We start from the raw sequence: 24,158 nt of genomic DNA, 5'->3' as shown, positions 1-24,158 counted from the left end.
TGCACCAACGGGAGTACTCAGTCCGGTTGCAGGTAGACGACGGTCGTGAGCGGGACGCGCTCGCGGATGCGCCGCTCCGTCCCGCGCAGGGCCTCGGCCACCTGCCCGTCCCCCGCCGGGTCCGCCACGGTGACGCGGGCCGCCACGAGCAGTTCCTCGGGCCCCAGGTGCAGGGTGCGGAGCTGGGTGAACCCGCTGACGGCGGCGTCGTCCCGCAGCACGTCCTCGATGGCCTGCTGGATCTCGGGCGCCGCCGACTCACCGATGATCATGCTCTTGGTCTCCCTGGCGAGCGTCACCGCCACGATGATCAGCAGCAGGCCGATGGCGATCGAGCCGAGGCCGTCGAAGAGCGGGTTGCCGGTGAGCAGCGCCAGCGTCACGCCGACGAGGGCGAGCGCCAGCCCGGCGAGGGCGGCGGTGTCCTCCAGCAGGACCACGGGCAGCTCCGGCGCCTTGGCCTCGCGGATGTACCTGGCCCAGGACCGGCCACGGCGCAGCCGTCCCGCGTTGCGCACGGCGGTGCGCAGGGACAGGCCCTCCATGACGATGGCCGCGACCAGCACCCCGACCGCCCACGGCCAGCTCTCCAGCGGATGCGGGTGGACGACCTTCTCGTACCCCTCGTAGAGCGCGAACAGCCCGCCGCCGAAGAACAGCACCACCGAGACCAGGAACGCGTAGAAATATCGTTCCCTGCCGAAGCCGAAGGGGTGGTCGGGGGTGGGCTCGCGCGCGGCGCGCGTCCGCCCGAACAGCAGCAGCCCCTGGTTGCCCGAGTCGGCGACGGAGTGAATGCTCTCGGCGAGCATCGACGACGACCCGGTGAAGACGTACGCCACGAACTTCGTCACCGCGATGCCGACGTTGGCCGCCAGCGCCGCCAGCGTCGCCTCCTGAGAACCGCTCACCCTCGTCCCGCCCCTTCCGTCGAAAACCGGCCAGTACCCGGAAGAGGCGGGCACAAGCCCCGACCGGCGGGGCCATCGCGATCTGGCCCGGGCGGATGTGGCGCGGGTAGGCGGTGATGCCGTCCGATGTGGCCGCGCCAGAAGTTTCACATGACGCGCCTTAACACTGGTGAAACGAAGTGTGATGTACGACACTCTTCCTAGAACTCTGTTCCAGAACGGAGTTCGGGGGTTGTTTCCCCACGTCCGATGCTCCACGGGGGACACCGACGCGAGGAGAAAGTCATGGTGAAGGCCGTCGCCCGCGAACGCCGCAAACTCGGATCCCCGCCGCGAGGCGGCATCACCGCCACCGATCCCAACCCCTACGGCTGGGGACCGTTCATCGTTCTGTTCATCGTCGGCATGGTCGATCGCATCGAAGCCAACCTGATGTCCGGGGTGCTGCCCCTGGTACAGGCCGAATGGGGCTTCAGCGACACCGCCGCCGGATCCATCCCGACCGCCGCCGCGCTGGCCGCCGCCGCCGTCGCGCTGCCCGCCGGTTACCTCGCCGACCGCTACAGCCGCACCAGGATCATCGCGGTCGTGGTGCTCTGCTGGGCGCTGGCCACCCTCGGCTCCGGCCTGGCCACCGGGTTCGCCGCCTTCTACGTCATGCGGGTACTGCTCGCCGCCGGCGAGAACATCGACAACCCCGCCGTCGGCAGCCTGCTCGCCGACTTCTACCCCGCCGCGACCCGCATGCAGGTGTACGGGTGGACCCGGATGACCACCTACCTGGGCGGCGTCGGCACCCTGCTGGGCGGCGTCATCGGGCAGGCCTTCGGGTGGCGGGCCGCGTTCCTGCTGATGGCGATCCCGGGGGCGCTGACCGCCATCCTCGTGTGGCGGCTGCGTGAGCCGGAGCGCGGCCAGATCGACAAGATCATGGCCACCGCCACCGTGGGTGCGGACGGGGCCGCGGTTCCCGCCGTGCCCAGGCAGGCGCCGCCGCCCGGCGCGCTGGAGCCGCCGCAGGCCGGTCCGCCACAGGCCGATCCGGCCCCCATCGGCACCGTGAAGCCGCCCTTCTGGCCGCAGGTCCGCCAGGTCCTGGCCACCCGCACCCTGGTCCTCGTCGCGCTCGGCGTGATGATCCTGACCCTCGGCCTGGGCGGCGTCTACTTCTGGCTGCCGTCCCTCATGGTCCGCGACTTCGGCATGGCGACCGGCGTGGCCAGCAGCATCAGCGGCGGCGTCACCATCGTGGGCGTGCTCAGCGGCACCGTCATCGGCTCGGCCCTCGGCAAGCGGGCGCACGGCCGGTACCCGGGCGGCCGGCTGCTCGTCGGCGGCTCCGGCATCACCATCGGCTCGACCCTCCTCGGCGCGGCCCTGCTGATGGACTCCCCCGTGGCGCTGGTGATCCTCCTGCTGTTCGCCGTCACGATCTCCTCCACCGCCATTCCCACCTGCACGGCCTGCATCGCCGACGTCGTGGGGGCCGGGTCGAGGGGCGTCGGCTTCGCCGTCCTGCAGTTCCTGCTGACGATCGGCGCCGCCTTCGGCCCCCTCATCGTCGGCATGGCCTCCGACGCCTCCGGCTCCCTCCTCGTCGCCATGTACGCGCTGATCGTGCCCATGGTGGTGGGCGGCCTGGTGGTGCTGGCCTCGCGCGGCTCGTACGAGCGGGAGGCCGCCCGCGTCCTCGACGAGGCCCGCGACCACTGACCGCACGGCTACCGGGAGGTCATGACGGCCTCCTTCACGTCGAACCGGCCCTTCATGAACCCGTACCGGCGCCCCAGCTCGTCCAGCCGCCGCAGCCCTGGCAGGTCGATCGCGGTGGTGTAGGCGCCACGCTTGATCGCGGCGGACTCCTCGCGGGTCATCCTGATGTAGTACGGCAGGATGGCCTCGAGTTCGCCGGGGTCGCTCGTGATCAGGCGTTGCGCCTTGACCAGCGCGCGCTGGAAGGCCGCCAGCGTGGCGGGGTTGGCCGCGATCCACTTCTCGGAGGCCATCCACGCCTGCCCGGGCAGATCCGCGAAGTCGCCGGTCAGCAGGTCAGCCAGCACCCGCCACTGCTTCTGCCCGGCCCCCATGCTGACGAACGGCTCGACCGTCAGCGCGGCGTCGAACCGGCCCTTCGCCATCTGCATGGCCATGTCGGGCAGCGGGCTCTCGATCAGCTTGACGTCGTCCAGGCTCAGACCGGCCTTCTTCAGCAGGCCGGCGAGCGCGAGCTCCTCCATGCTCCGCAGGTACGAGACCCCGATCTTCTTCCCCTCGAGATCGGCCACGCTCCTGATCGTGGACTTGGCCTTGACGACGAGCGCGGTGGTGCCGGGCCCCGGCTCGTACAGGCCTGAGACGATCTTGAAGGGCTGTCCGGCCCGGATCACCCGCAGCGCCGCCAGATGATCGGTCTGCGTGAGATCCACAGCGCCCGCGGCCACCCTGGGCACGGCGTGCGCGCCGCTGATGACGATCCGCGGCGTCACGGTCAGCCCCTCCTGCTCGAAGTAGCCCTTGGCGGCGGCCACGAACAGCGGCGCCGCCGCCGTGCTCGGAACGACTCCGACCTCGATCGTGGCCTGCTCGGGCGGCTTGACAGGAGCGGCCGGCTCCCGCGGCGTCTCCGGCAGCAGGCGGACGCCCAGCGTGGCGGCCAGCGCCGTCACCACGACCACGGCCGCCGCGGCGGCGAACGCCGTGCGGTTACGCCGCCTGCGCTGGTGGACCGCCATCGCGCGGGCGGCCAGATCCCGCTCCGGCATGTCGTCCGCGATGCGCTCGAAGGCGTCCTTCAGCCAGGTCATCGATGCGTCTCCTTCACCTCGGCCGGACGGATGACGGGAAGGTTGGGCGCCAGCTCAGGCGCCAGCGCGCGCAGCCGCGCCAGGGCGTGGTGCGTCTGGCTCTTCACGGTGCCGACCGAGCAGCCCAGCAGGCCGGCGACGTCGCGCTCGGTCCTGTCCTCGAAGAAGCGCAGCACGAGCACCGCGCGCTGCTTGGGCGTGAGCCGCATCAGCACCTGACGCAGGGCGATCCGCAGCACGGCCGAGTCCTCCGGCCAGTGGGAGCGTTCGGGCGGATCCGCGCTCGGCACCTCATCGGAGGAACGTTTCCTGCGCCACGAGATGTACTGGTTCATCATGGCCTTGCGCGCGTACAGGTCGAGCTTGTCGATGTGGCGTAACTTCGGCCAGCGCGCGATCATCCGGACCAGCACGCTCTGCACGAGATCCTCAGCGAGATGCTCCTCGCCGGTGAGCAGGTAGGCCAGCCGCAGCAACGAGCGCTGGTGCGCATCGACGAACGCCCGGAAGCCGGCATTGCGATCCAACGTCTCTCCTCAATTCGGTCAATCTCCAGACGCTGCCGGAGCGCCGAAAGGTTGGAGCCGGGGATCGATCACCGCAGGACGCGAGCCGCTACCCTTCAGCCATGGTGACGCACGAGCGGGAGATCACGGCGCCCGTCGACCTGTGCCTGCCCGGCGGGCGGCTCAACCCGGAGGCGGTGGGCTGGACGCGGCGCCCGCTGCACCGCGCCAACCTGCGCGGCTGGGGCCGTACCAAACGCTGGGAGTACTGGGGCGTCGTCACGCCCGATCACGTGATCGGCCTGGTGGCGTCGTCGCTCGACTACGCCGGCGTGCACGGCCTTTACGTGCTGGACCGGGCGACCGGCGAGGAGACGTCCAAGGACGTGGTGGTGCCGCTGGCGCGCGGCACGGTGATGCCGGAACGCAGCGGCGAGGGCGCCGCGTCGGCCCGCGCGAACGGGCTGGCCATCGACATCGACCAGCACCCCGGGGGCAGCACGCTGCGGGCGGTGGCGCCCGGCGTCGAGGTCGAGCTGGACATCCCGCTGCCCGGCGGGCACGAGTCGCTCGGTGTCGTGGTGCCCTGGGGTCCCGGCCGCTTCCAGTACACGGTCAAGGACGTCGGACGCCCGGTACGCGGCCGGCTGCGGCTCGGGCACGCCGAGCATGAGGTGAGCGAACGGGACTCCTTCGCCGTGCTCGACCACGGGCGCGGGCGGTGGCCGTACTCCATCGTGTGGAACTGGGCGGCGGGCAGCGCGCCGGGGCGGGCCGTCCAGCTCGGCGGCAAGTGGACCGACGGCACCGGGATGACGGAGAACGCCCTGTTCGTCGACGGGCGGCTGCACAAGATCGGCGAGGAGCTGGCGTGGCACTACGACCGCGGCGACTGGCTCAAGCCGTGGCGGATCACGGGCACGCGGGTGGAGGCGGTGTTCACGCCGTTCCACGAGAAGATCGCCCGCACGGAGCTGGGCTTGGTCGGGTCCGAGACGCACCAGTGCTTCGGGCGTTTCAGCGGACGCGCGCAGGCCGACGACGGCGCCTGGATCGACCTCGACGGCCTGACCGGGTGGGCCGAGGAGGCCCGGCAGCGCTGGTGAGGGAGGTGGTCGAAGGGCATCTCGCGCGGGTGCGGGCCGCCGACCCGCTCGTCACTGTCGCGCCCCTCGACGGCGACCTCATCGAGGTGCCGGACGCCGTCGGGGCGCCCTCGGTGGCCGTGACCCGGGCCGATGCCGTGCGGTGGGGGCCGGTGGTCACCCATGCGCTGCAGGCCAGGGTGGCGGGCGACGATCCGGCGGGCGCCCTCGGCCGCCTTCTCGACCGGTGGATCTCCGGCCTCGACCTGCGAGCCCCCGACCCCGACCACCGGACCTCCAACCCCGACCTGCGGCCTTCCGGTCTCGGCGCCGGGGTGGACGCCGGGCTTGTCGTGAACTGGCCGAGCCGCGACACCGCGCCGGTCGCTGCCCTGGTCAGGCGGGGGTTCGCACCGCGCACCATCCTCGCCGTCCGCGTCGCTCCCGCCTCACCCGCCGGTCAGCCGCCCCGCGGGACGCCCGCCGTCCCGCCGTCCCCCGGCGTGCGACGGGCCGTGGCGGACGACCTCGACGCCATGTGCCGCCTCTACCTGGAGCTGATCGACTACGAGGCGCAGTTCGGCTGGGTGCCGCCGGCACTGCCCTCGACGGCCGCCGCCGCACGGGCCGAGCTGGCGGAGAAGCTCACCCGAGGCGACGGCTGGTGCTGGCTGGCCGAGCGGGACGGCGACGTCACCGGCATGCTCGCCATCCACCACCCCTCCCGCGCCGGACGGATCGCGTCCGCCGTGCGGGCCTCGCCGGTGGCCTACGTCGGCTCCCTGTACGCGCGGGCCGGCAGCCGGGGCAGGGGCACCGGCGCCGCGCTCGCCGACCACGCCCACGCCGTGGTGGCGGCGGCGGGCGTCGAGACCGTGCTGGTGCACTACATGGCCGCGAACCCGCTGTCCGTGCCCTTCTGGTCCCGCCAGGGCTACCGGCCGCTGGTCACGACCTGGGGACGCCTGGCTGCCACGTCCGATCACCGGCCCTGACCGGCATCTCGGGCCGGGCGACCCGCGTGGTGGAAGACGTGCGGCCCCGGCGCCTCAGTCGAGATGGGAAACCTGGTAGTGGGCGATGCGCCAGCCCTCCTCCGTCCGGCGCACCAGCACACCGAGCCACACGTGCAGGGTGGGCCGGTCGGTGAAGGAGAAGTCGACGGCGAGGTAGCCGAGGACGAGGTCGTCGGTGAGGGCCCGGGCCTCGGCGACGCGGTACGCGGCGGTCAGCCCCGGCGGCTGGGAGTCGTAGTAGGCGGCGATGCCGGGCCTGCCGACGCTGTACGGGCGCAGGCCCTGGAAGATCGAGTCCTCGGTGAAGAGGGCGGCGATCCGCTGCGGCTGGTGCCCGTCGACGCCGGCCCGCCACCGGTCCATCACGTCCCGCAGGATCGCTTCCGTGTCGGTGTTCATGGGGCTCTCCTCTAGTGGCCGGCGCTCATGCCGCCGTCGACGTGCAGGATCTCGCCGGTGACGAAGGGCGCGTTCTCCAGGAACAGGACGGCGTCCACGACGTCGCTCAGCTCCCCCATCCGGCGTACCGGGTGCAGCGCGGCCAGCGTCTCGTGCGTCTCCTCCGGGTGCATGGGCGTCTTGATGGAGCCGGGCGAGACGGCGTTGACGCGGACGCCGCGCGTGGCGTACTCGATGGCCAGAGATTTGGTGGCGGCCTGCAGGCCGCCCTTGGTCAGCGAGGCCAGCACGGACGGGACGCGCGCGTCGGCGTTGTCGACCAGGCTGGTGGTGATGGTGACGACGTGGCCGCCGCCCTGCTGGAGCATGCGGGCGACGGCGAGCTGGGTGATGTGGAAGAAGCCGTCGAGGTTCACGCCGCGCACGGCGGTGTAGTCGTCGCCGGTGTAGCCGGTGAACGGCTTGGCGACGAAGATGCCGGCGTTGTTGACCAGGGTGTCCAGGCGGCCGAACCGCTCCACCGCGGCGGCGACCGCGCGCTCGGCGGTGGCCCGGTCGGCCACGTCGCCCTGGACGGTGACGAGGCCGGGGTCGGTGGAGGGGGCGATGGTGCGGGAGACGGCTACTACGGCGTAGCCGAGCTTGCGGTAGGCCTCGACCACGCCGGCGCCGATGCCCTGGGACGCGCCGGTGACGAGGGCTGTCTTCTGCTGCTGCATGCTCATGATGGCCTTTCTTCACTCTGCACTAGACGGTCGGTCGTCTATTTGTAAGTGAAGTTAGGCCGCGTGCCGGGTCACGTCAAAGTTCCGGCAGGACCGGGATCCTTCCACCTGAGAGGATCAACCTCTCAGTGCCGGTGCGGGTCGTCCTCGGGGAGCCAGGCGTCCGGGCCGTGGATGCCGAAGTCGCCGTCGGGGCGCAGCGCCTCGACCACGTCCAGGACCGAGGTGCGGTCCTCGCCGCGCCGCCACACCAGCGACCACGTCCAGTACATCTCCGGGGCGACAACCGGCCTGCGTACGAGGTCGGGTGGGAGCGGCGTGGTCTGGCCCTTGGGTGAGTTGATGACCGGGCGGCGGCAGCGGCGCACGTGGTCGAAGAACGCCGGGCCGGTGATGCCGCCGTCGGAGATGCGCACCGCGCGGGCTCCGGTCCGGGCGGCCAGTTCCTCGGCGTAGACGTTCCAGGAGGACCAGGAGGTAACGTCGTCGTCGAGCAGGACGCAGGTGTCGGCGGCGGGCACGTCGGCAGCGGGGACGGTGGCGGGGTCCCGTCCGGTGGGCGGCGCGGGCAGACGGCTGAGGCCGGGGGGCGGCGCGGGCGGACGGCCGGGGCCGGTGGACACCGCGTAGAGGCGGTCGGCGCCGATGAGCTGGGCGCGGAGGCCGCGTTGTTCCAGGTCGGTGGTGCGTACCCAGCACACGGCGAGGTCGAGGCCGCCGTCGGCGACGCGGGCGGCCTGGGTGTGCGAGGGCGCGACCCACGCGTCGATGTGCACCTGGGCCGCCGCCGCGGTGCGGGCGCCCAGGTCGGGTGGCAGCCAGTTGACGTAACCGAGCCTGACCGGCTCGGAGCCGGACAGGCGGCGGGCCCGGCGCCGCAGCTCGTCGGCACGCTCCAGCAGGGCCCGCGCGTCGGCCAGCAGCGCCGCGCCGGCCGGGGTGAGGGACACCGAGCGGCGATCCCGGTCGAACAGGCGCACGCCCAGGTCCCGTTCCAGGGCCTTGATCTGCTGGGACAGCGAGGGCCCGGCGATCAGCAGGCGACCGGCGGCGCGGCCGAAGTTCAGCTCCTCGGCGACCGCGACGAAGTACCGCAGTTGGCGCAGCTCCACGCCGCAATGGTACTGAGAGGCCACGCCTATCAGCGCGAACGGCGCTTCAGAGCCGACGGCCGCCTGACCACGAACGACGCGTCACCCCGAGCGGCGCTTCAGAGCCCGACGGCCACCTCGCTCGGCGCGTCGGCCCCCAGCAGCGCCAGGCAACTGACCCACAGCGCACCCAACCGCTGCGGATCGTTGTACAGCTTGGCGAACAGCACCTGCCCCTCCAACTGCGCCACCACCGACCGCGCCGCCTCCTGGACGTCCCCCACCCCGGCCTCCCCCCGCGAGACGGCCTCGGCGACGACCGCTTCGATCATCTCGGCCTGCGCGTCGAAGATCTCCTGCAACCGCACCCGAATGGCCTCGGTCTGGTTGCTCAGCTCCAGCGACAGGTTGCCGAACAGGCACCCGGCCACACTGCCGCAGGTACGCTGCCCCGAGCGCAGGGTGGCCTCCGTCGCCTCGAAGAGCTGCCGCAGCCGCGCCAACGGCGGCGCCTGACCGCCCAGGATGCGCTTCCAGTCGCGTTCCTGACCGGCCCAGTGCTCGTCGATGACCGCCAGCGCCAGCGCCTCCTTGGACGCGAAGAAGTAGTAGAAGCTGCCCTTCGGCACCCCGGCCGCCTTGCAGATCTCGGCCACGCCGAGGGCGGAGTAGCCGCGCGACTCGATGAGTGATCGAGCGGCGTCGAGGATCTTCTCCTTGGCATCGCTGGTGCGTCCCATACCGCGAGTGTATGACCGGTCGTCTACCTGAGGCGGGCGCCGCCGCCGGTTGTGCCGCCTCGACGTGCGTCGCGCCGCCGGTCACCGGCTCCGGCTGCCCAGCAGGTAGGCCAGCAGCAGGTCCAGCGGTCGCGGCACCCGATCGAGGTCGAGCGCCTCGACGAGCATCCCGGAGTAGCGGATCTTGCGGCCGCTGCCCGCGCCCATGAACCGGCGGAGCTGCTCGTGCGTGCTGCTGCCCCGCCACGCGGGCTGTTTCTGCAAGGTACGGAACGAGCCCAGCTCGCCCCCGGCGTCGACGACCTGCTCGACGGCGTCGGTGCCGAGGGCGCGGATCAGCTCGTCCTCCAGGTCGGCGACGCACACGAAGAACCCGAGCGCCTCCAGCCCGCTCCTGCTCACGGCGGCCCCGAGCCCGGCCCGCTCGACGGCCCTGCGGAAGTCGCCCTCCTCCCCCGCGTCGCACAGGCCGGCCAGCCGCAGGCCGTGGCCGGACGGGCCGAACCTGCGGATGTAGGTCGCGATGTTCGAGGCACCGCCCATCGCCACCAGGGAGATGCCCTCGGCGGCCAGGTCCAGGCCACGGCGCCCGGCCAGCGCCTCGACGGCCGACAGGTCGCTGGCCCCCTCGACCAGGACCACGGTGTGCGTGTCGTTCATGACAACAGCCTCGCACCCGGCCGGGCCGCCGTGGCTCGCGGGTCAGACCGAGTACCTGCAGAGCAGGGCCTGTCCCGCGGCCTGGGCGTGGCTGAGGTAGGTGGCGCCGGGATAGAGGTAGGCGCAGGCGGCGGAGGCGCTGCCGGTGCCGACGTAGGTGGTGCCCGTCCCGCTGGTGCTCCAGCGGTGGCAGCCCAGGCTGCCGTTGTAGAAGCCGATGGTGGAGGAGGAGTTGACCTGGGCGGAGCAGTAGTCGCCGAGCGAGATGGGGCTGTGGACCACCTCCACCTCGGCCGCGTGCGCGGCCGGGGCGGAGATCGCGAACGCGCCGAGGCAGGCGATCGCGGCGGCGGACAGGGTGAGGACACGACGGGTCACGAGGGCCTCCGAACAGTTGGGCGCCGAGTCGGCGAGAGCAGTGCGGCACGCGGACACGCTGCGTTGATCGCAGTATTAAATAGGAAAGCTTCCTATGCAATAGCTTCGGCGGGCGATCACGCCGCTGTGTCCCCCTGTCATGGTGGGCGCGGTGCTCGCAAGCCAGGGGACGGCGGCTGAGCGGGTCTCGCGACGGTGTACAACTGAACAGCATGGAAGAGCGTTCGCCGGGCCGGGCGGACACCGCGGACCTGCACGCCGTCGTCTCGGCCGTCCTCACCGGATCCCGGCTGCTGGTCGCCATCGCCGCCCGCTCCCTGGCGGCGGCGCAGGAGCGGGTGACGCTCGCCCAGTTCCGCATGCTGGTCGTGCTGTCCGCGCACGGCGAGACCAAGCTCGTCACCATGGCCGAGCTGCTGGCGGTCAACAGCTCCACGGCCATGCGGATGGCCGACCGGCTGGTCGCCGCCGGGCTGGTCACCCGCGAGGTCAACCCGCACAACCGCCGCGAGACCCTGATGCGGCTCACCCAGGAGGGGCGCCGCCTGGTGGACGACGTCACCGCGCGCCGCCGCGAGGAGATCGCCAAGGTCGTCTCGCGCCTGACGCCGGTGGAGTGCCAGGCGCTGATCACCGCGATGACCGCGTTCAACGAGGCGGGCGGCGAGCCCCCGGCGGACCCGCGCCATCCCCTCGGCTGGCCCGAGTGACACACTTGTCGCTGTGCTGTTCCTCGACGCCCTGTCCGCCGCCCTGCCCACGGACCGGATCGTCCTCGACCCTGACGTCATGCGCGCCTACGCCCGCGACCAGGCCGCCTGGGCCCCGGCGGGCGCCCCGATCGCACTGGTCAAGGCGCGGGACGCCGACCAGGTCCGCGCCCTCGTGGCGATCTGCGCCGAGCACGGCGTGCCGATCGTGCCGCGCGGCGCGGGGACGGGCCTGTCCGGCGGGGCCAACGCCGTGGACGGCTGCGTGCTGCTGGCGCTCGACGGCATGGACCGGATCCTGGAGATCGACCCGGCCGAGCAGCTCGCCGTCGTCCAGCCGGGCGTGGTCAACGACCACCTGCGGGCCGCCGTAGCCGAGCACGGCCTGTGGTACCCGCCCGACCCCGCCAGCTCGCCCTGGTCGACGATCGGCGGCAACACGGCCACGAACGCGGGCGGCGTGTGCTGCGTCAAGTACGGCGTGACCCGCGACTACGTGCTCGGCATGAAGGTCGTCACCGGCCGGGGAGAGCTGGTCACGCTGGGCCGCCGCACCAGGAAGGGCGTGGCGGGCTACGACCTGGCGGGATTGTTCGTGGGCTCGGAGGGCACGCTGGGCGTGATCACCGAGATCACCGTGCGGCTGCTGCGGCTGCCGGACAGCCCGCAGAAGACCGTCGTCGGCGCCTTCGACTCGCTGGTGACCGCGGGCGAGGCGGTCGCGGCGACGGCCGCGGCGGGCATCACGCCGTCGGCGCTGGAGCTGGTCGACCGCTACTGCCTGCGGGCCGTGGATGAGTGAAAGAACATGGGCCTGGCCGACCTCGGCGACGTCCTGCTGCTGGGCCGCGTCGACACCGGCGACGAGCGGGAGGCCGCCGCGCTGCAGGAGTGCTTCGACCGGGCGGGGGCCACCTGGAGCACCCGTTCGACGGATCCGGAGGAGGCCGAGGCGCTGTTCTCCGCCCGCAGGCTGGCCTATCCGGCGCTGGAGCGGCTCGGGCCGGTGCTGACGGAGGACGTGTGCGTGCCGCGCGGGCTCGTCCCGGAGATGCTCGCCCGCATCGAGGCGCACGCGACGGCGCACGGCGTGCACATCGCCAACATCGCGCACGCGGGCGACGGCAACCTGCACCCGCTGATCGTCGTCCCGGCGGGCGACGAGGAGGCGAGGGAGCGGGCGCAGCAGGCGTTCGAGTCGATCCTCGACGACGCGATCGCGCTCGGCGGCACGGTCACCGGCGAGCACGGCGTGGGGCTGCTGAAGAAGCGCGGCATGCACCACGAGCTGGGCGAGAGCGTGCTGGGCCTGCACCGCGCGATCAAGTCGGCCCTGGACCCCGCCGGGATCTTCAACCCCGGAAAGATCATCTGACGAGCTGGGGCAGCGGCTTCTCGTGCAGCCACGCGGACAGCAGCGGTCCGACCGGCTGTGCGCTGTGCCGCTGGACGTGCCCGGCGAACTCGCGGGTGGTGACGGTCCCGTGCTGGTGCTCGGTGGTCCAGGCGCGCAGCGCCGTGAAGAACGCCTCGTCGCCCATGAGCTCGCGCAACGCGTGCAGGGTCAGCGCGCCCCGCTTGTAGACGCGGTCGTCGAACAGCGCCGCCTCACCGGGGTCGGCCAGGATGAAGTTCTGCGGCAGCAGGGTGAGGCGCTGCCGCCACCGCTGGGCGTGCTCGCCGGCGGGCGGGCCGCCCGACGCCTCCGACCACAGCCACTCGGCGTAGGCCGCGAACCCCTCCTGCAACCAGATGTCGCCCCAGCAGGCCACGGTGAGGCTGTTGCCGAACCACTGGTGCGCCAGCTCGTGCGCGACCAGCCGCTCGCTGCCGCGCACGCCGTCCACGTGGTTCCTGCCGAAGATCGACATGCCCTGCGCCTCGACCGGGATCTCCAGGTCGTCGTCGGCCACCACGACGGTGTAGCCGGCGAACGGGTAGGGCCCGAACAGGCCGCGGAACAGCGTCATCATCTGCCCCTGCCGGCCGAAGTCGTGCCGCACGCGGGCGGCCAGCCGGGGCGGGCAGGCCAGCCGGGAGCCGTCGTACTCGATGATCTGGTAGCGCCCGATCTGCACGCTCGCCAGGTAGCTCGCCATCGGCTCGGCCTGGTCGTAGATCCACGTCGTGGTCCCCGCGCCGCGCCGCCTGTCGAAGAGCACCCCGTTCGCGATCACCTGGTACGCCGACGCCGTCGTCACGGAGATGCGGTACGACGCCTTGTCGTCCGGCCGGTCGTTGCACGGGAACCAGGACGGCGCGCCGATCGGCTGACCGGCGACGAGCGCGCCGTCGCTCAGCTCCTCCCAGCCCAGCCCGCCCCAGGGGCTGGAGACCGGCACGGGCTTGCCCGAGTAACGCACCTCCACGACGGCCCGCTCCCCCGCCGGCAGCGGCCGGGGCAGCGTCACGCGCAGCTTGCCGCGGGCGTGCGCGTACCGGGCGGGCACGCCGTCCACCGTGACGGCCGCGACCCTCAGCTTGCCGAAGTCCAGCTCCAGCGCGGCCAGGTGCTCGGCGGCCGACACCGTCAGCAGGGCGGTGCCGTCGAGCCGGTTGGCCGGCACCCGGTAGGCCAGCCTCAGGTCGTAGTACGAGACGCCGTAGCGGTGGTCGCCGTGCCCGGAGAAGTACGGCGTCATCGCCACGCCGAGATGGGGTTGCCGAACCAGCGGGTGCGGCCGGGCACGTGCTCGCCCCGCATCACGAGGGAGGCCGGGCCGATCGTGGTGTCGGCGCCCACCCGCGCGGCGGGCAGCACCACGCCGTGCGGGCCCAGCGTCGCGCCGGCCTCTAGTGTCACCGTGTCCATGCTCATGACACGGTCGTGGAAGAGATGTGTCTGCAGGACGCAGCCCCGGTTGACGCACGCGCCGTCGCCCAGGGTCACCAGGTCCGCCTCGGGCAGCCAGTACGTGTCACACGTGACCCCATGTCCAATGCGTGCCCCGAGCGAGCGCAGCCACACGTTCAGCGGCGCGGTTCCCAGCCACGGTTGCGCGAACCAGGGGGCGGCCAGCACCTCGACGAAGTTGTCGGCCAGCTCGTTGCGCCACACGAACGAGCTCCACAGCGGCCGGTTGGAGGTCCTGATCCGGCCGACGAGCAGCCACTTGGCGGCCGTCGCGACCGCCGCCGCGGCCACCCCTGCGGCCATCATGACCAGGCCGCTCAGCGCGGTCGCCGCGGCGAACCCGTGGCGGGAGGCGAGGGCCTCGAACGCGGCGGCGGCCAGGACGGCGAGCGCGACCGCGCCCATGGCGGGCAGCACGCGGAACGCCTCGACGACGGCCCTGGCCGCCTTGTACCTGGCGGGCGGGTCGTAGGTGCGGTTCCTGTCGCCCTCCTCGGCGGTGCGGCGCAGCTTCATGGGCGGCATGCCGACGTACGACGAGCCGGACTTGGCCTTCTTCGGCGTCGCCGACAGCACCCCGACCAGCCCGTCCTTGGGCACCTTGCGGCCGGGGGCGGTCATCCCGGAGTTGCCGAGGAAGGCCCGCTTGCCGATCCGCGCCTCCGCGATGCGCATCCAGCCGCCGTCCAGCTCGTACGGGGCGACCATCGTGTCGTCGGCCAGGAAGGCCCCGTCGCCGACCGACGTCATCGTGGGCAGCGCCAGCACCGTGGACAGCTCGACGCCCCGGCCCACCTTCATGCCGAGCGCCCGCAGCCACGCGGGGGTCAGGACGCTGGCGTACAGGGGGAACAGCCAGACGCGGGCCGCGGCCATCAGCCGCCCGGTCGCCCAGGCCTGCCAGGCCTGGCGGCTGTGCACCGGATGTTGCCCGGCGTGCAGGCCCAGGCCGAGCAGCCGCACGCTGATCAGCGTGAGCAGCGCGAAGGCGGCCATGCCGGTGATCGTCGCGAGCGGCACGCCGGCCAGGGCGGCGGTGAGCGCGTCGCCGAGCGTGCGTGTCCCGCGGGCGAACCAGGCCAGCACCGCGAAGGCGGCCGCGGCGGCGGCGACGGGGAGCAGGCTGAGCGCGAAGGCGGTCACCCCGTACACGGCCGTCCAATAGGGGGAGCGGGTGGCCCGCTCACCCGGCTTGCGCGACTTGCCCTGGCGGAACGCCGGCACGCCGGCCCACAGCTCGCCGGACGGCACGCCGCCGACGACCGCCGACCCGGGCGCCACCTGCGAGTTCTTGCCGATCTTGGCGCCAGGCAGCAGCGTCGAGCGGGAGCCGACGGTCGCGCCGGCGCCGATCCGGATCTCGCCGACGTGCAGGACGTCGCCGTCGTACCAGTGGCCGCTGAGGTCCACCTCCTGCTCGACCGACGCGCCCCTGCCCACCTTGAGCAGGCCCGTGACGGGCGGCGGCGAGTGCAGGTCGGCGTCCGCGCCCACCTGGGCGCCGAGCAGCCGGGCGTACCAGGTCATCCAGGGCGCGCTGGCCAGGTCGGGCACGCCGAGCCTGGCCGCGAACTGCTCCGCGAACCACAGCCTGAGATGCACGGCGCCGCCGCGCGGATGGCTGCCCGGCCGCACGCCGCGCAGCACCAGCCGGGCCAGCGCCGCCGACAGGCCGATCCTGCCCATCGGGGTGAGGAACGCCAGCGCGCCCAGCGCCACCCACCACCACGACACCGCCGGGGCCCACGGGGCCGCCAGCACGTTGCCGAGCGCGGCCAGCGGGACGACCCAGCGCATCGCGCCGGCGGTGAGCAGCGGCACCATGAGCAGCGTCTGGAGCAGCGCGGCCCGCCGGGGCATGGGCGTCACGGGCGGCCTGGCGGGCTCGGCCTCGCCCCTGGCGTCCAGGAGCGAGGCCAGCCCGGCCAGCGTCGGCTGCGCGTACACGTCGCCCACGGCCACGTCGGGGTAGTCGGGGCGCAGCACGGAGACCAGCCTGGCCGCCGCGAGGCTGGTGCCGCCGTTGGCGAAGAAGTCCTCGCCGGGCCCTTCCGGCGCCACCCCCAGGATGGCGGTCCACTGTTCGGCCAGCATGGTCTCGGCCGGGCTCAGCCCGGCGGCGGACGCGCTCAGGCCGGTCAGCGGCCAGGGCAGCGCGTCGCGGTCGATCTTGCCCGAGGTCCTGGTGGGCAGCGCGCCGACCGGGGCCAGGCGCGGCACCAGGGCGGCGGGCAGCGAGTCGGCGAGCAGGTCGCGGGCCTCTCCGGCGTCGAAGCCGGGGCCTGTGACGACGTACCCGACGAGGATCTGGTGCCCGCCGCCCGCGGTGCGCACGGCGGCGGCCGCTCCGGTGACGCCGGGCAGCGCCTGCAACGCGGCGTCCACCTCGCCCAGCTCGATCCTGCGCCCGCCCAGCTTCACCTGGTCGTCGGCCCGGCCGACGAACACCAGGCCCTCGGGGTCGGCCCGCACCAGGTCGCCGCTGCGGTAGGCGCGCGTCCAGCCGAGCGACGGCAGCGGCGCGTACTTCTCGGCGTCCTTGACCGGGTCGAGGTAGCGGGCCAGCCCGACGCCGCCGATCACCAGCTCGCCGGTCTCCCCCATGACGACCGGCTCGCCGCCGTCGCCGACCACCGCGAGGTCCCACCCGTCGAGCGGCAGCCCGATGCGGACCGGCTGCTCGCCGGTGAGCGGCGCCGCCGACGCCACCACCGTCGCCTCGGTGGGCCCGTAGGTGTTCCACACCTCCCGCTGCGGTAAGGCCAGCCGCTCGGCCAGCTCGGGCGGGCACGCCTCCCCGCCGAAGATCAGCAGCCGGATGCCGGCGAGGTGCTCGACCGGCCAGAGCGCGGCCAGCGTCGGCACCGTCGAGACGACCGTGATGCCCTTGTCCGCCAGCCACGGGCCGAGGTCCATGCCCGTCCGCACCAGGGACCGGGGCGCGGGCACCAGGCAGGCGCCGTGCCGCCAGGCCAGCCACATCTCCTCGCACGAGGCGTCGAAGGCCACCGACAGCCCGGCCAGCACCCGGTCGCCGGGGCCCAGCGGGCGCTCCCGCAGGAACAGGCCCGCCTCCGCGTCCACGAAGGCCGCCGCCGACCGGTGCGTCACGGCGACGCCCTTCGGCTTGCCGGTGGAGCCGGAGGTGAAGATGATCCACGCGTCGTCGCCGGGGGCGGGCGGGCCGCCGTCGTCCCTGGTTTCGTTCACGGTGAGCTTGTCGGTGATGACCGCGTGCACGCCCGCCTCGGTGAAGACCAGCTCGGCGCGCTCGTCGGGGTCGTCGGCGTCCACCGGCACGTACGCGGCGCCGGCGGCCAGCACGGCCAGGATGGACAGGTACAACTCGGCCGTCCCGGACACGACGCGCACGCCGGCCCTGGCGCCGCGCCCGATGCCCGCCTCCCTCAGCTCCGCGGCCATCCGGTCCACCTGCGCGCGCAGCTCGCGGTAGGTCAGGCACACGGTGCCGTCGTCCAGCGCGGGCGCGTCGGGGTGCAGGCGGGCGGTCGCGTCGAGGACGTCCACCAGGGTGCGCGGGGGCGGCGCCAGCACGCCGGCGGGGAAGACCGCCGTGGCGGCCTTGGGACGTACATCGACCGAGTCGCTACGCAAACGCTGCTCCCTGAGTCAGGCGGTCGATGCCCGTGCAGACACCTGCCACGGTAACCGCATCATCCGCCACTGTCGTGGCGTTCGCGCCACCCAAGGCCCAACGGCTGCCGCGGTCGCGCCTATTCCGCCTGACCGTAAGCTCGCGGCGGTCCGGCAACGGGGAAGACGCGTGACCTCACGCGTCGCCGTCCCGGCGTCTCGGCGTCCCGTACGGGTCGTGCGGCGTGTCGGCGTAGGCCCACTGGTGGTCGCGGGCGTGCCGGCAGGCCGTCTCGACGTCCCCGGCGCGCATGACGTCCAGCAGCTCCCGGTGCTCCCCGGCGACCCGCCCGAGCTCCGGCCCGATGACCATCAGGGCGATGGCCGTGCGCGCCTCGATCTGCAGCGCCTCCCAGGCGCGGGTGAGCAGCCCGTTGCCGCCTGCCTGCACGACGTGCCGGTGGAAGCGGGCGCTGGCCAGGCCGATGCCGGGCACGTCGCCGTCGCGCGCGCAGCGGTGCATCTCCTCGACCGCCTCCCCGAGCCGGTCGAACGGCAGGGTCCCGGCGAGCATCGCGAGCCGCGTCGCCGTCTCCTCCAGCGCCGCCCGCATGATGTACGCCTCCCGGATCGTCTGCTCGGCGAACGGCAGCACCCGGCTGCCGTGGCGGGGCTGGCTCTCGATGAGGCCGAGCCCTTCGAGCTGCCGGAGCGCCTCCCTGACCGGGGCCTGGCTGGTGCCGAACTCCTGGGCGATCTTCGTCTCGATCAGGCGGTCGCCCTCGCCCAGCTCACCGGCGACGATGCGGTGCAGCAGGCCGTCGCGGATCTGCCGGCTGAGGGTCGGCCGGGCGACGCGCGGGTTCACCGTGGGTTCGGAGGGTCCGGACAACAAGCCTCCCGCGCCTCAGAAGGGCCTTGACTCTTGGATCATGCCATCTACTCTCCAATTATCGATATCGATAATGGGAGCGCAAATGCTGATATCGGTTGAGATGCCAGACAGTGCCGAGGCCGCGCACGCGGGCCTGCGCACCGGGGCACTCCCCCTGGGCGGCGGCACCCACCTGATGACCAGGCTGAACGACGCGGCCACCGGCGACCTGCGGCTCGTCAGCCTGCGCAAGGCCGGGCTGAGCGGCATCCTCGTCGAGGGCGGCGGCGCTTCCCCGGGGGCTGCCACCACGCTCGCCGGCGCCGGAGGCGCCACCGTGACGCTGGGGGCGGCCACCACGCTCGCCGACGTCGAGGACGACGCCCGGCTGCGCTACCTGTCCCCCTGCGTGCGCTCGATCGCCTCCCCGCCGGTGCGCAGCCTCGCCACCGTGGCGGGGAACCTGTTCGTGCCGCAGCCGTACGGCGACCTGGCGGCGGCCCTGCTCGCCCTGGACGCGGAGCTCGACGTGCTCGGCGCGGACGGCACCCGCCGCGAACCCCTGGAACGGGTCGTCGCGGACGGCCTGCCCGCGGGCGACCTGGTGACCTCCATCCGGTTCACCGCCCCGGCGGAGGGCACCTTCCGCTTCTACAAGGCGAGCCGCCGGCGGCTCAACTCGGGCTCCATCGTCACGGTGGCGGCCCGGATCACGATCGAGGACGGCCTGGTCCGCGACGTCAGGCTCGCCCTCGGCGGCCTCTCGCGCCGCCTGCTGCGGGCGTCCGGCGCCGAGCGGGTGCTGCGGGGCGCGCCGCTCACGCCCGAGGTCATCGCCCAGGCGGCCGAGGCGGACGTGATCGAGCCGTTCGACGACGCCTACGCCTCCGCCTGGTACCGCGCCCGCGTCTACCCCGTCCACCTGCGCCGCGCCCTGCTGGGATCATGAAAGGGGAACGCATGCCCTCGACCATCGTCACCCTCACACTGAACGGGACCGAACGCGAGCTGATCGCCCGCCCCTCGACCACCTTGCTGGGCACCCTGCGCGAGACGTTCGGGCTGATGGGCGCCAAACGCGGGTGCGGGCAGGGCGGCTGCGGCAGTTGCACGGTGCTGCTGGACGGCCGGCCCGTGGTCGCCTGCCTCGTCCCCGTAGTGACCGTCGACGGCTGCGCCGTGGAGACGATCGAGGGCCTGGCCGACGGCGACCGGCTCACCGACGTGCAGCAGGCGTTCGTGGACGGCTTCGCCACGCAGTGCGGCTTCTGCACCCCCGGGATGATCATGTCGGCCACGGCGCTGCTCGACCGCGAGCCGGATCCGACCCGCCAGGACGTCACGGAGGCGATCTGCGGGAACGTCTGCCGCTGCACCGGATACGAGCCGATCATCACCGCCGTGCTGTCCGCCGCGCAGCGCCGCCGCGCCGCCGCGAAGGCCGACGTCTGATGGGCGGCCGGATCACGCCGATCGACACGGCCTACTTCAAGGGCGAGCGGGCGGGCGGCTTCTCCGTCATCGGCACCCCGGTCCAGCGCTCGGACGCCCGCGGCCACGTCACCGGCCGCACGGTCTTCTTCGAGGACATGACGCCGCCCGGGCTGACGCACGTCAAGATCCACCGGTCCACCCGGCACCACGCCCGCATCGACCGGGTGGACGTCTCCGGCGCCCTGGAGGTGCCGGGCGTGCTGCGGGTCATCACCCACGAGGACGTGCCGAACAACTGGTACGTCGTGCTGCGCCTGATCGGGGTCGGCCCCGACGACGAGCCGGTGCTGGCCGAGGACCGGGTCCTGTACCGGGGCGAGCCGATCGTCGCCGTGGTCGCCGAGACCGAGGAGGCCGCCCGCGAGGGCGCGGCCCGGGTCGTGGTCGACTACACCGACCTGCCCGCCGTCCTCGACGTGGAGGAGGCGCTGGCCGACGGCGCGCCGATCATCAAGCAGGCGGGCGCCAACCACTTCGTCTACGAGGGGCACCCCTGCCGCCGCATCCGCTTCGGCGACGTCGAGCAGGGCTTCGCGCAGGCGGACCGGATCATCGAGGGCCGCTACGGCTCCTCCCCCATCGAGCACGCGCCGACCGAGCCGACCGGCTGCGTCGTCGTCCCGCAGGGCGACGGCCGGCTGCGGATCCACTCCAACACCCAGGCCGCCTTCTTCACCCTGGACAACACCGCGCTCATCCTCGGCGTCCCGCCCACCGGCCTGCGCGTCGTCGGCGGCACCGTCGGGGGCGGCTTCGGCGGCAAGGTGGACGTCATCGTCGAGCCCCTGGCCTGCCTCGCCGCCATGCTCACCGGCCGGCCCGCCAAGTACGTCTACAGCCGCTCCGAGGAGATGCAGGTGTCGTCCACGCGCGCCGCCGAGCGCATCCACATCAAGGACGGCGTCATGGACGACGGCCGGATCGTCGCCCGCCAGGTCACCCTCCACGTGGACGCGGGCGCCTACTCCCGGCACAGCCCGTACGGCACCACCAAGGCGGCGGCACACATGCCGGGCCCGTACACGATCCCGAACGTGCACGTGGACTGCTACTGCGTCTACACGAACCGCACCCCGTCCAGCGCGATGCGCGGGTTCGGCGTCACGATCGGCGACTTCGCGCTGGAGTCGCACATGGACCACGTCGCCAGGGAACTGGGCATGGACCCGCTGCGGCTGCGGCTCATCAACGCCTACCGGGACGGCGACATGAAGGCGCACCGCAAGATCGCGTCGGGCACGGCGCTGGTCGAGGTGATCCAGAGCGCCGCCGCCCTGGTGGGGCACGACCTGCCGCCGGAGTACCTGGCGATGTCCTCGACCGAACGACCGGAGGTCTGAGCGATGGCGTTGCGGCAGGGGCGCGGATACGCGGCCGTCAACTACCCGACCGGCATGAACCTCGGCGGCGACCCGTCGCAGGCGCTCGTGCACGCCACCACCATGGGCGGCTTCGTGGTCACCCTCTCCTCGGTGGATCTCGGCCAGGGCCTGCGGACGGTCGTCGCGCAGTGCGCGGCGGAGACCCTCGGCGTCCCGATGGAGAACATCATCGTGGACACCGCCGACACCGACACCGGCCCGCACTGCATGGGGACGTTCGCCAGCCGCGGCACCCACCGGATCGGCAACGCCGTGGTCATGGCGGCCCGCGAGGCCAGGGACGTGCTGCTCCAGGTCGCCGCCGACGAGCTGGAGGTGGACGCGGACGACCTGGAGACCGACGGGACGGGTTTCGTCCGGCTCAAGGGCTCGGCGGAGAAGAAGATCCACGTCAGCGACGTCGCGCTGGCCGCGCACTTCCGTCAGGGCAGGACCATCTCCGGCCGCGGCATCTACCTCAAGGAGCCGAGCACCCCGGTGCCGGAGACCGGCGAGATGGACCCCGACTCCTGCCAGGCGCACGCGTGCACGGTGGCCGAGGTCGAGGTGGACGACGAGACCGGCGTCATCGAGGTGCTGCGGCTCTACAACACCTACGAGGTCGGCCGGGCGCTCAACCCGGCCATGGCGACGCAGCAGGTCGAGGGCGGCGCCTGGATGGGCGTGTCGCACGCGCTGTTCGAGTCGACCGAGCCGTACTACCCGCACTCGCGCGAGCACGGCCCCGCCGACTTCGTCGAGTACCTGATGCCGGGCCCGGCCGACCTCCCGGAACAGACGAGCGCGTTCCTCGAACGACCGGCCGGCAATGGGCCGTTCGGGGCGAAGGGGATCGGCGAGATGACGGCTAACGCGCCGATCCCGGCGATCGCCAACGCGGTGTACGACGCGGTCGGCGTCCGGCTGACCAGCATGCCGTTCACGCCGGAGAAGGTGCTGCGCGGCCTCGACGAGCTGCGGGCCGGCCGTGCGGGCTGACCGGGAGACGCTCGGCAGGAAGCTGGGCGCGGAGGGTTACCTGGCCGACGAGGGCCTGCTCACCGCCGTCCACCTGGCGGGCGTGCTCGGGCTGCCGCTGCTGCTGGAGGGCGAGCCGGGGGTCGGCAAGACGGAGGTCGCGAACGTGCTGGCCCGGGTGCTCGGCCGCGAGCTGATCCGGCTGCAGTGCTACGAGGGGCTGGACGCCTCCCAGGCCCTGTACGAGTGGGACTACCCGAAGCAACTGCTGTCGCTGCGGGCCGCCGAGGTGGAGGGGCGCGGCGTCGGCGACCTGTACCGCGAGGAGTTCCTGCTGGAGCGCCCGCTGCTGAGGGCGTTGCGGGCGGCGTCCGGCGCGGTGCTGCTGATCGACGAGATCGACCGGGCGGACAGCGAATTCGAGGCGTTCCTGCTGGAGTTCCTCGGTGACTACCAGATCACCATCCCCGAGCTGGGCACGGTCAGGGCGGCGAGCGACCCGTTCGTCGTCCTCACCTCGAACCGGACCCGCGAGCTGCACGACGCGCTCAAGCGCCGCTGCCTGTACCACTGGATCCCCTTCCCCGACGCGGAGCGGGAGCAGGCGATCATCCAGGCGCAGGCGCCCGGCCTGGACGAGCGGAGCGCGGCCCAGCTCGTGGCCGCCGTGCACCGCATCCGCGGCCTGGCCCTGCTCAAGCGGCCGGGCATCGCGGAGTCCACCACGTGGGCGCGCGGCGTACAGGCGCTGACCCGCGAGGGCGCGAGCCGTCCTGAGGCGATGCGCAGGGCCGCGGGGCTGCTCGTCAAGCACGAGGAGGACCTGGCGCTGGTCAGCCGCCATGCCGGGGAGGTGTTCCGTGACTGAGCCGCCCCTCGCCGTACGCGTCCGCGACCACGTGCGGGGCTTCCTGCGGGACCTGAACGATCAGGGGCTGCGCGTCCCGGTGGCCAAGCATCGGCTCTTCCTCCGCGCGGTCGAGGCCGTCGGCCCGCGCGACGCCCAGCACCTGTACTGGATCGGCGCGAGCACCCTCACCTCCGCCCGCGAGGACCTGGAGATCTACGGCCCCGTCTTCGAGCGCTGGTTCGGCTTCGGAGAGGTCACGGCCCGGCCCGACCAGGAGCTTTCCGACGAGGAGAGCCCGGCGCCGGGCGGCAAGGGGGACGAGGCCCCCTTCGGGGCGGCGTCCGGCGGCGAGGCGGGCCTGGCGGCCGGCACCGCGGAGCGCGAGCGCCGCCCGGTGTTCGGCCCGGCCGGCGAGGACGACCGCGCCGTGCTCGCCCTGCTGCGCCGCGACCTGCGCGGCGCGATGCCGACGGTACGGTCCCGCCGCCGCCGTCCAGGCCGCCGGGGGCCGTGGATCGACGTCGCCAGGGTCTGCCGCGAGTCCTGGCGCACCCACGGCGAGATCGTGACGCTGCGGCGGCGGGAGCGGCCGCGGCGGCAGCGCAGGGTGCTGCTGCTCATCGACGTGTCGGGGTCGATGAAGCAGCACAGCGCCGCCTACCTGCGCTTCGCCCACGCCGCCGTCGGCTGCCTCGACCGCGTCGAGGTGTTCACCTTCGGCACCCGGCTGACCCGCGTCACCGGGCCGCTGCGGGCGCGCGAGGTGGACGCGGCCGTCGCGTCGCTCAGCGAGGTCGTCCTGGACGCCGAGGGCGGGACGCGCATCGGCGCCTCCCTCCAGGAGTTCCTGGGCAACGCCCGGTACGTCACCATGGCGCGCGGCGCCCTGGTGATCGTGCTCTCCGACGGCCTCGAACGCGGCGACTGCGAGCCCATGCGGGCGGCCGTCCGGCGGTTGTCGCTGCTCGGCCACCGGCTGTCGTGGTGGACGCCGCTCGCCTGCGACCCCGCCTACCGGCCGGTCACCCGCGGCATGGCGGCCGTGCTCGGCGACGTGGACGCCATCGCGGGCGTACGCGACCTGCGGACGGCGTACCAGCAGGTCCAGACCTTGGCCAAGGAGTGATC

At 73.2% G+C, this 24,158-nt stretch carries 22 protein-coding genes and 1 pseudogene; 11 read left to right on the top strand and 12 right to left on the bottom strand.

Annotated features, from left to right (window positions below):
- Positions 1-17: 17 nt before the first annotated feature.
- The gene (locus FXF51_RS10735; protein WP_148434110.1) at positions 18-911 is read right to left on the bottom strand and encodes a cation diffusion facilitator family transporter; all 894 of its coding nucleotides are present in this window, start codon (positions 909-911) and stop codon (positions 18-20) included.
- A gap of 285 nt (positions 912-1,196) precedes the next feature.
- Here FXF51_RS10735 and FXF51_RS10730 point away from each other — a divergent pair, with 285 nt between their 5' ends.
- Positions 1,197-2,624 (top strand): MFS transporter, encoded by a 1,428-nt coding sequence (locus FXF51_RS10730; RefSeq protein WP_148434109.1) that lies wholly within the window; start codon positions 1,197-1,199, stop codon positions 2,622-2,624.
- Between the two features lie 8 nt (positions 2,625-2,632).
- Here FXF51_RS10730 and FXF51_RS10725 read toward each other — a convergent pair whose 3' ends face one another.
- Positions 2,633-3,715 (bottom strand): ABC transporter substrate-binding protein, encoded by a 1,083-nt coding sequence (locus FXF51_RS10725; protein WP_148434108.1) that lies wholly within the window; start codon positions 3,713-3,715, stop codon positions 2,633-2,635.
- Positions 3,712-4,242 (bottom strand): SigE family RNA polymerase sigma factor, encoded by a 531-nt coding sequence (locus FXF51_RS10720; RefSeq protein WP_148434107.1) that lies wholly within the window; start codon positions 4,240-4,242, stop codon positions 3,712-3,714. The genes FXF51_RS10725 and FXF51_RS10720 overlap by 4 nt, the downstream gene beginning before the upstream one ends.
- Positions 4,243-4,343: 101 nt before the next feature.
- On the opposite strand from FXF51_RS10720, the gene FXF51_RS10715 reads away from it, so the two are divergent.
- Positions 4,344-5,327, top strand: a complete 984-nt coding sequence (locus FXF51_RS10715) for a DUF2804 domain-containing protein (protein WP_222871231.1) — start codon at positions 4,344-4,346, stop codon at positions 5,325-5,327.
- Complete coding sequence (locus FXF51_RS10710; protein ID WP_148434106.1) at positions 5,324-6,301, top strand: GNAT family N-acetyltransferase; 978 nt, start codon at positions 5,324-5,326, stop codon at positions 6,299-6,301. The genes FXF51_RS10715 and FXF51_RS10710 overlap by 4 nt, the downstream gene beginning before the upstream one ends.
- 54 nt (positions 6,302-6,355) lie before the next feature.
- Here the strand turns inward: FXF51_RS10710 and FXF51_RS10705 are convergent, their stop codons facing one another.
- The 6 genes from FXF51_RS10705 to FXF51_RS10680 all read right to left on the bottom strand — a co-directional run bounded on the left by FXF51_RS10705 (position 6,356) and on the right by FXF51_RS10680 (position 10,315).
- Positions 6,356-6,721 carry an SgcJ/EcaC family oxidoreductase gene (locus FXF51_RS10705; protein WP_148434105.1) on the bottom strand — a complete coding sequence of 122 codons (366 nt, stop codon included), beginning with the start codon at positions 6,719-6,721 and terminating at the stop codon, positions 6,356-6,358.
- An 11-nt stretch (positions 6,722-6,732) separates the two neighbouring features.
- A complete protein-coding gene (locus FXF51_RS10700; protein WP_148434104.1) occupies positions 6,733-7,446 on the bottom strand; it encodes an SDR family NAD(P)-dependent oxidoreductase in 714 nt (237 codons plus the stop codon).
- A gap of 125 nt (positions 7,447-7,571) precedes the next feature.
- Positions 7,572-8,558, bottom strand: coding sequence for a LysR family transcriptional regulator (locus FXF51_RS63440; RefSeq protein ID WP_148434103.1), 987 nt, complete (start codon positions 8,556-8,558; stop codon positions 7,572-7,574).
- A 98-nt stretch (positions 8,559-8,656) separates the two neighbouring features.
- Positions 8,657-9,277, bottom strand: a complete 621-nt coding sequence (locus FXF51_RS10690) for a TetR/AcrR family transcriptional regulator (protein ID WP_148434102.1) — start codon at positions 9,275-9,277, stop codon at positions 8,657-8,659.
- An 81-nt stretch (positions 9,278-9,358) separates the two neighbouring features.
- Positions 9,359-9,937, bottom strand: a complete 579-nt coding sequence (locus FXF51_RS10685) for a TOPRIM nucleotidyl transferase/hydrolase domain-containing protein (RefSeq protein ID WP_148434101.1) — start codon at positions 9,935-9,937, stop codon at positions 9,359-9,361.
- A 42-nt stretch (positions 9,938-9,979) separates the two neighbouring features.
- On the bottom strand, positions 9,980-10,315 hold the full coding sequence (locus FXF51_RS10680; protein ID WP_148434100.1) for a hypothetical protein: 336 nt from the start codon (positions 10,313-10,315) through the stop codon (positions 9,980-9,982).
- Between the two features lie 212 nt (positions 10,316-10,527).
- On the opposite strand from FXF51_RS10680, the gene FXF51_RS10675 reads away from it, so the two are divergent.
- Together FXF51_RS10675 and FXF51_RS10670 are read left to right on the top strand one after the other, a co-directional pair.
- Positions 10,528-11,025, top strand: a complete 498-nt coding sequence (locus FXF51_RS10675; RefSeq protein WP_148434099.1) for a MarR family winged helix-turn-helix transcriptional regulator — start codon at positions 10,528-10,530, stop codon at positions 11,023-11,025.
- Positions 11,026-11,104: 79 nt separating this feature from the next.
- Positions 11,105-12,400 (top strand): annotated as a pseudogene (locus FXF51_RS10670) (FAD-binding oxidoreductase).
- On the opposite strand, the gene FXF51_RS10665 reads toward FXF51_RS10670, so the two are convergent.
- The 3 genes from FXF51_RS10665 to FXF51_RS10655 form a co-directional block, all read right to left on the bottom strand.
- The gene (locus FXF51_RS10665) at positions 12,393-13,667 is read right to left on the bottom strand and encodes a M1 family metallopeptidase (RefSeq protein ID WP_148434168.1); all 1,275 of its coding nucleotides are present in this window, start codon (positions 13,665-13,667) and stop codon (positions 12,393-12,395) included. The pseudogene FXF51_RS10670 and the gene FXF51_RS10665 overlap by 8 nt on opposite strands.
- Positions 13,664-17,494, bottom strand: coding sequence for a Pls/PosA family non-ribosomal peptide synthetase (locus FXF51_RS10660; RefSeq protein WP_148434098.1), 3,831 nt, complete (start codon positions 17,492-17,494; stop codon positions 13,664-13,666). Before FXF51_RS10660 ends, FXF51_RS10665 begins: the two co-directional genes overlap by 4 nt.
- A gap of 175 nt (positions 17,495-17,669) precedes the next feature.
- Positions 17,670-18,365, bottom strand: a complete 696-nt coding sequence (locus FXF51_RS10655) for a GntR family transcriptional regulator (protein ID WP_187414293.1) — start codon at positions 18,363-18,365, stop codon at positions 17,670-17,672.
- A gap of 103 nt (positions 18,366-18,468) precedes the next feature.
- Here FXF51_RS10655 and FXF51_RS10650 point away from each other — a divergent pair, with 103 nt between their 5' ends.
- From FXF51_RS10650 to FXF51_RS10625, 6 genes are read left to right on the top strand one after another with little or no spacing between them, the layout of a single operon-like run.
- A complete protein-coding gene (locus FXF51_RS10650; protein ID WP_187414292.1) occupies positions 18,469-19,296 on the top strand; it encodes an FAD binding domain-containing protein in 828 nt (275 codons plus the stop codon).
- Positions 19,297-19,307: 11 nt separating this feature from the next.
- Positions 19,308-19,799 (top strand): (2Fe-2S)-binding protein, encoded by a 492-nt coding sequence (locus FXF51_RS10645; protein WP_148434095.1) that lies wholly within the window; start codon positions 19,308-19,310, stop codon positions 19,797-19,799.
- On the top strand, positions 19,799-21,181 hold the full coding sequence (locus FXF51_RS63435) for a xanthine dehydrogenase family protein molybdopterin-binding subunit (RefSeq protein WP_148434094.1): 1,383 nt from the start codon (positions 19,799-19,801) through the stop codon (positions 21,179-21,181). The genes FXF51_RS10645 and FXF51_RS63435 overlap by 1 nt, the downstream gene beginning before the upstream one ends.
- A gap of 3 nt (positions 21,182-21,184) precedes the next feature.
- The gene (locus FXF51_RS63430; protein WP_148434093.1) at positions 21,185-22,201 is read left to right on the top strand and encodes a xanthine dehydrogenase family protein molybdopterin-binding subunit; all 1,017 of its coding nucleotides are present in this window, start codon (positions 21,185-21,187) and stop codon (positions 22,199-22,201) included.
- On the top strand, positions 22,191-23,048 hold the full coding sequence (locus FXF51_RS10630; RefSeq protein WP_148434092.1) for an AAA family ATPase: 858 nt from the start codon (positions 22,191-22,193) through the stop codon (positions 23,046-23,048). Before FXF51_RS63430 ends, FXF51_RS10630 begins: the two co-directional genes overlap by 11 nt.
- Positions 23,041-24,156, top strand: a complete 1,116-nt coding sequence (locus tag FXF51_RS10625) for a vWA domain-containing protein (RefSeq protein ID WP_148434091.1) — start codon at positions 23,041-23,043, stop codon at positions 24,154-24,156. The genes FXF51_RS10630 and FXF51_RS10625 overlap by 8 nt, the downstream gene beginning before the upstream one ends.
- Positions 24,157-24,158 lie beyond the last annotated feature (2 nt).

The organism is Nonomuraea sp. PA05, assembly GCF_008086045.1.
GTDB classification, from domain to species: domain Bacteria; phylum Actinomycetota; class Actinomycetes; order Streptosporangiales; family Streptosporangiaceae; genus Nonomuraea; species Nonomuraea monospora.
This window is presented reverse-complemented; position numbering and strand designations above follow the sequence as displayed.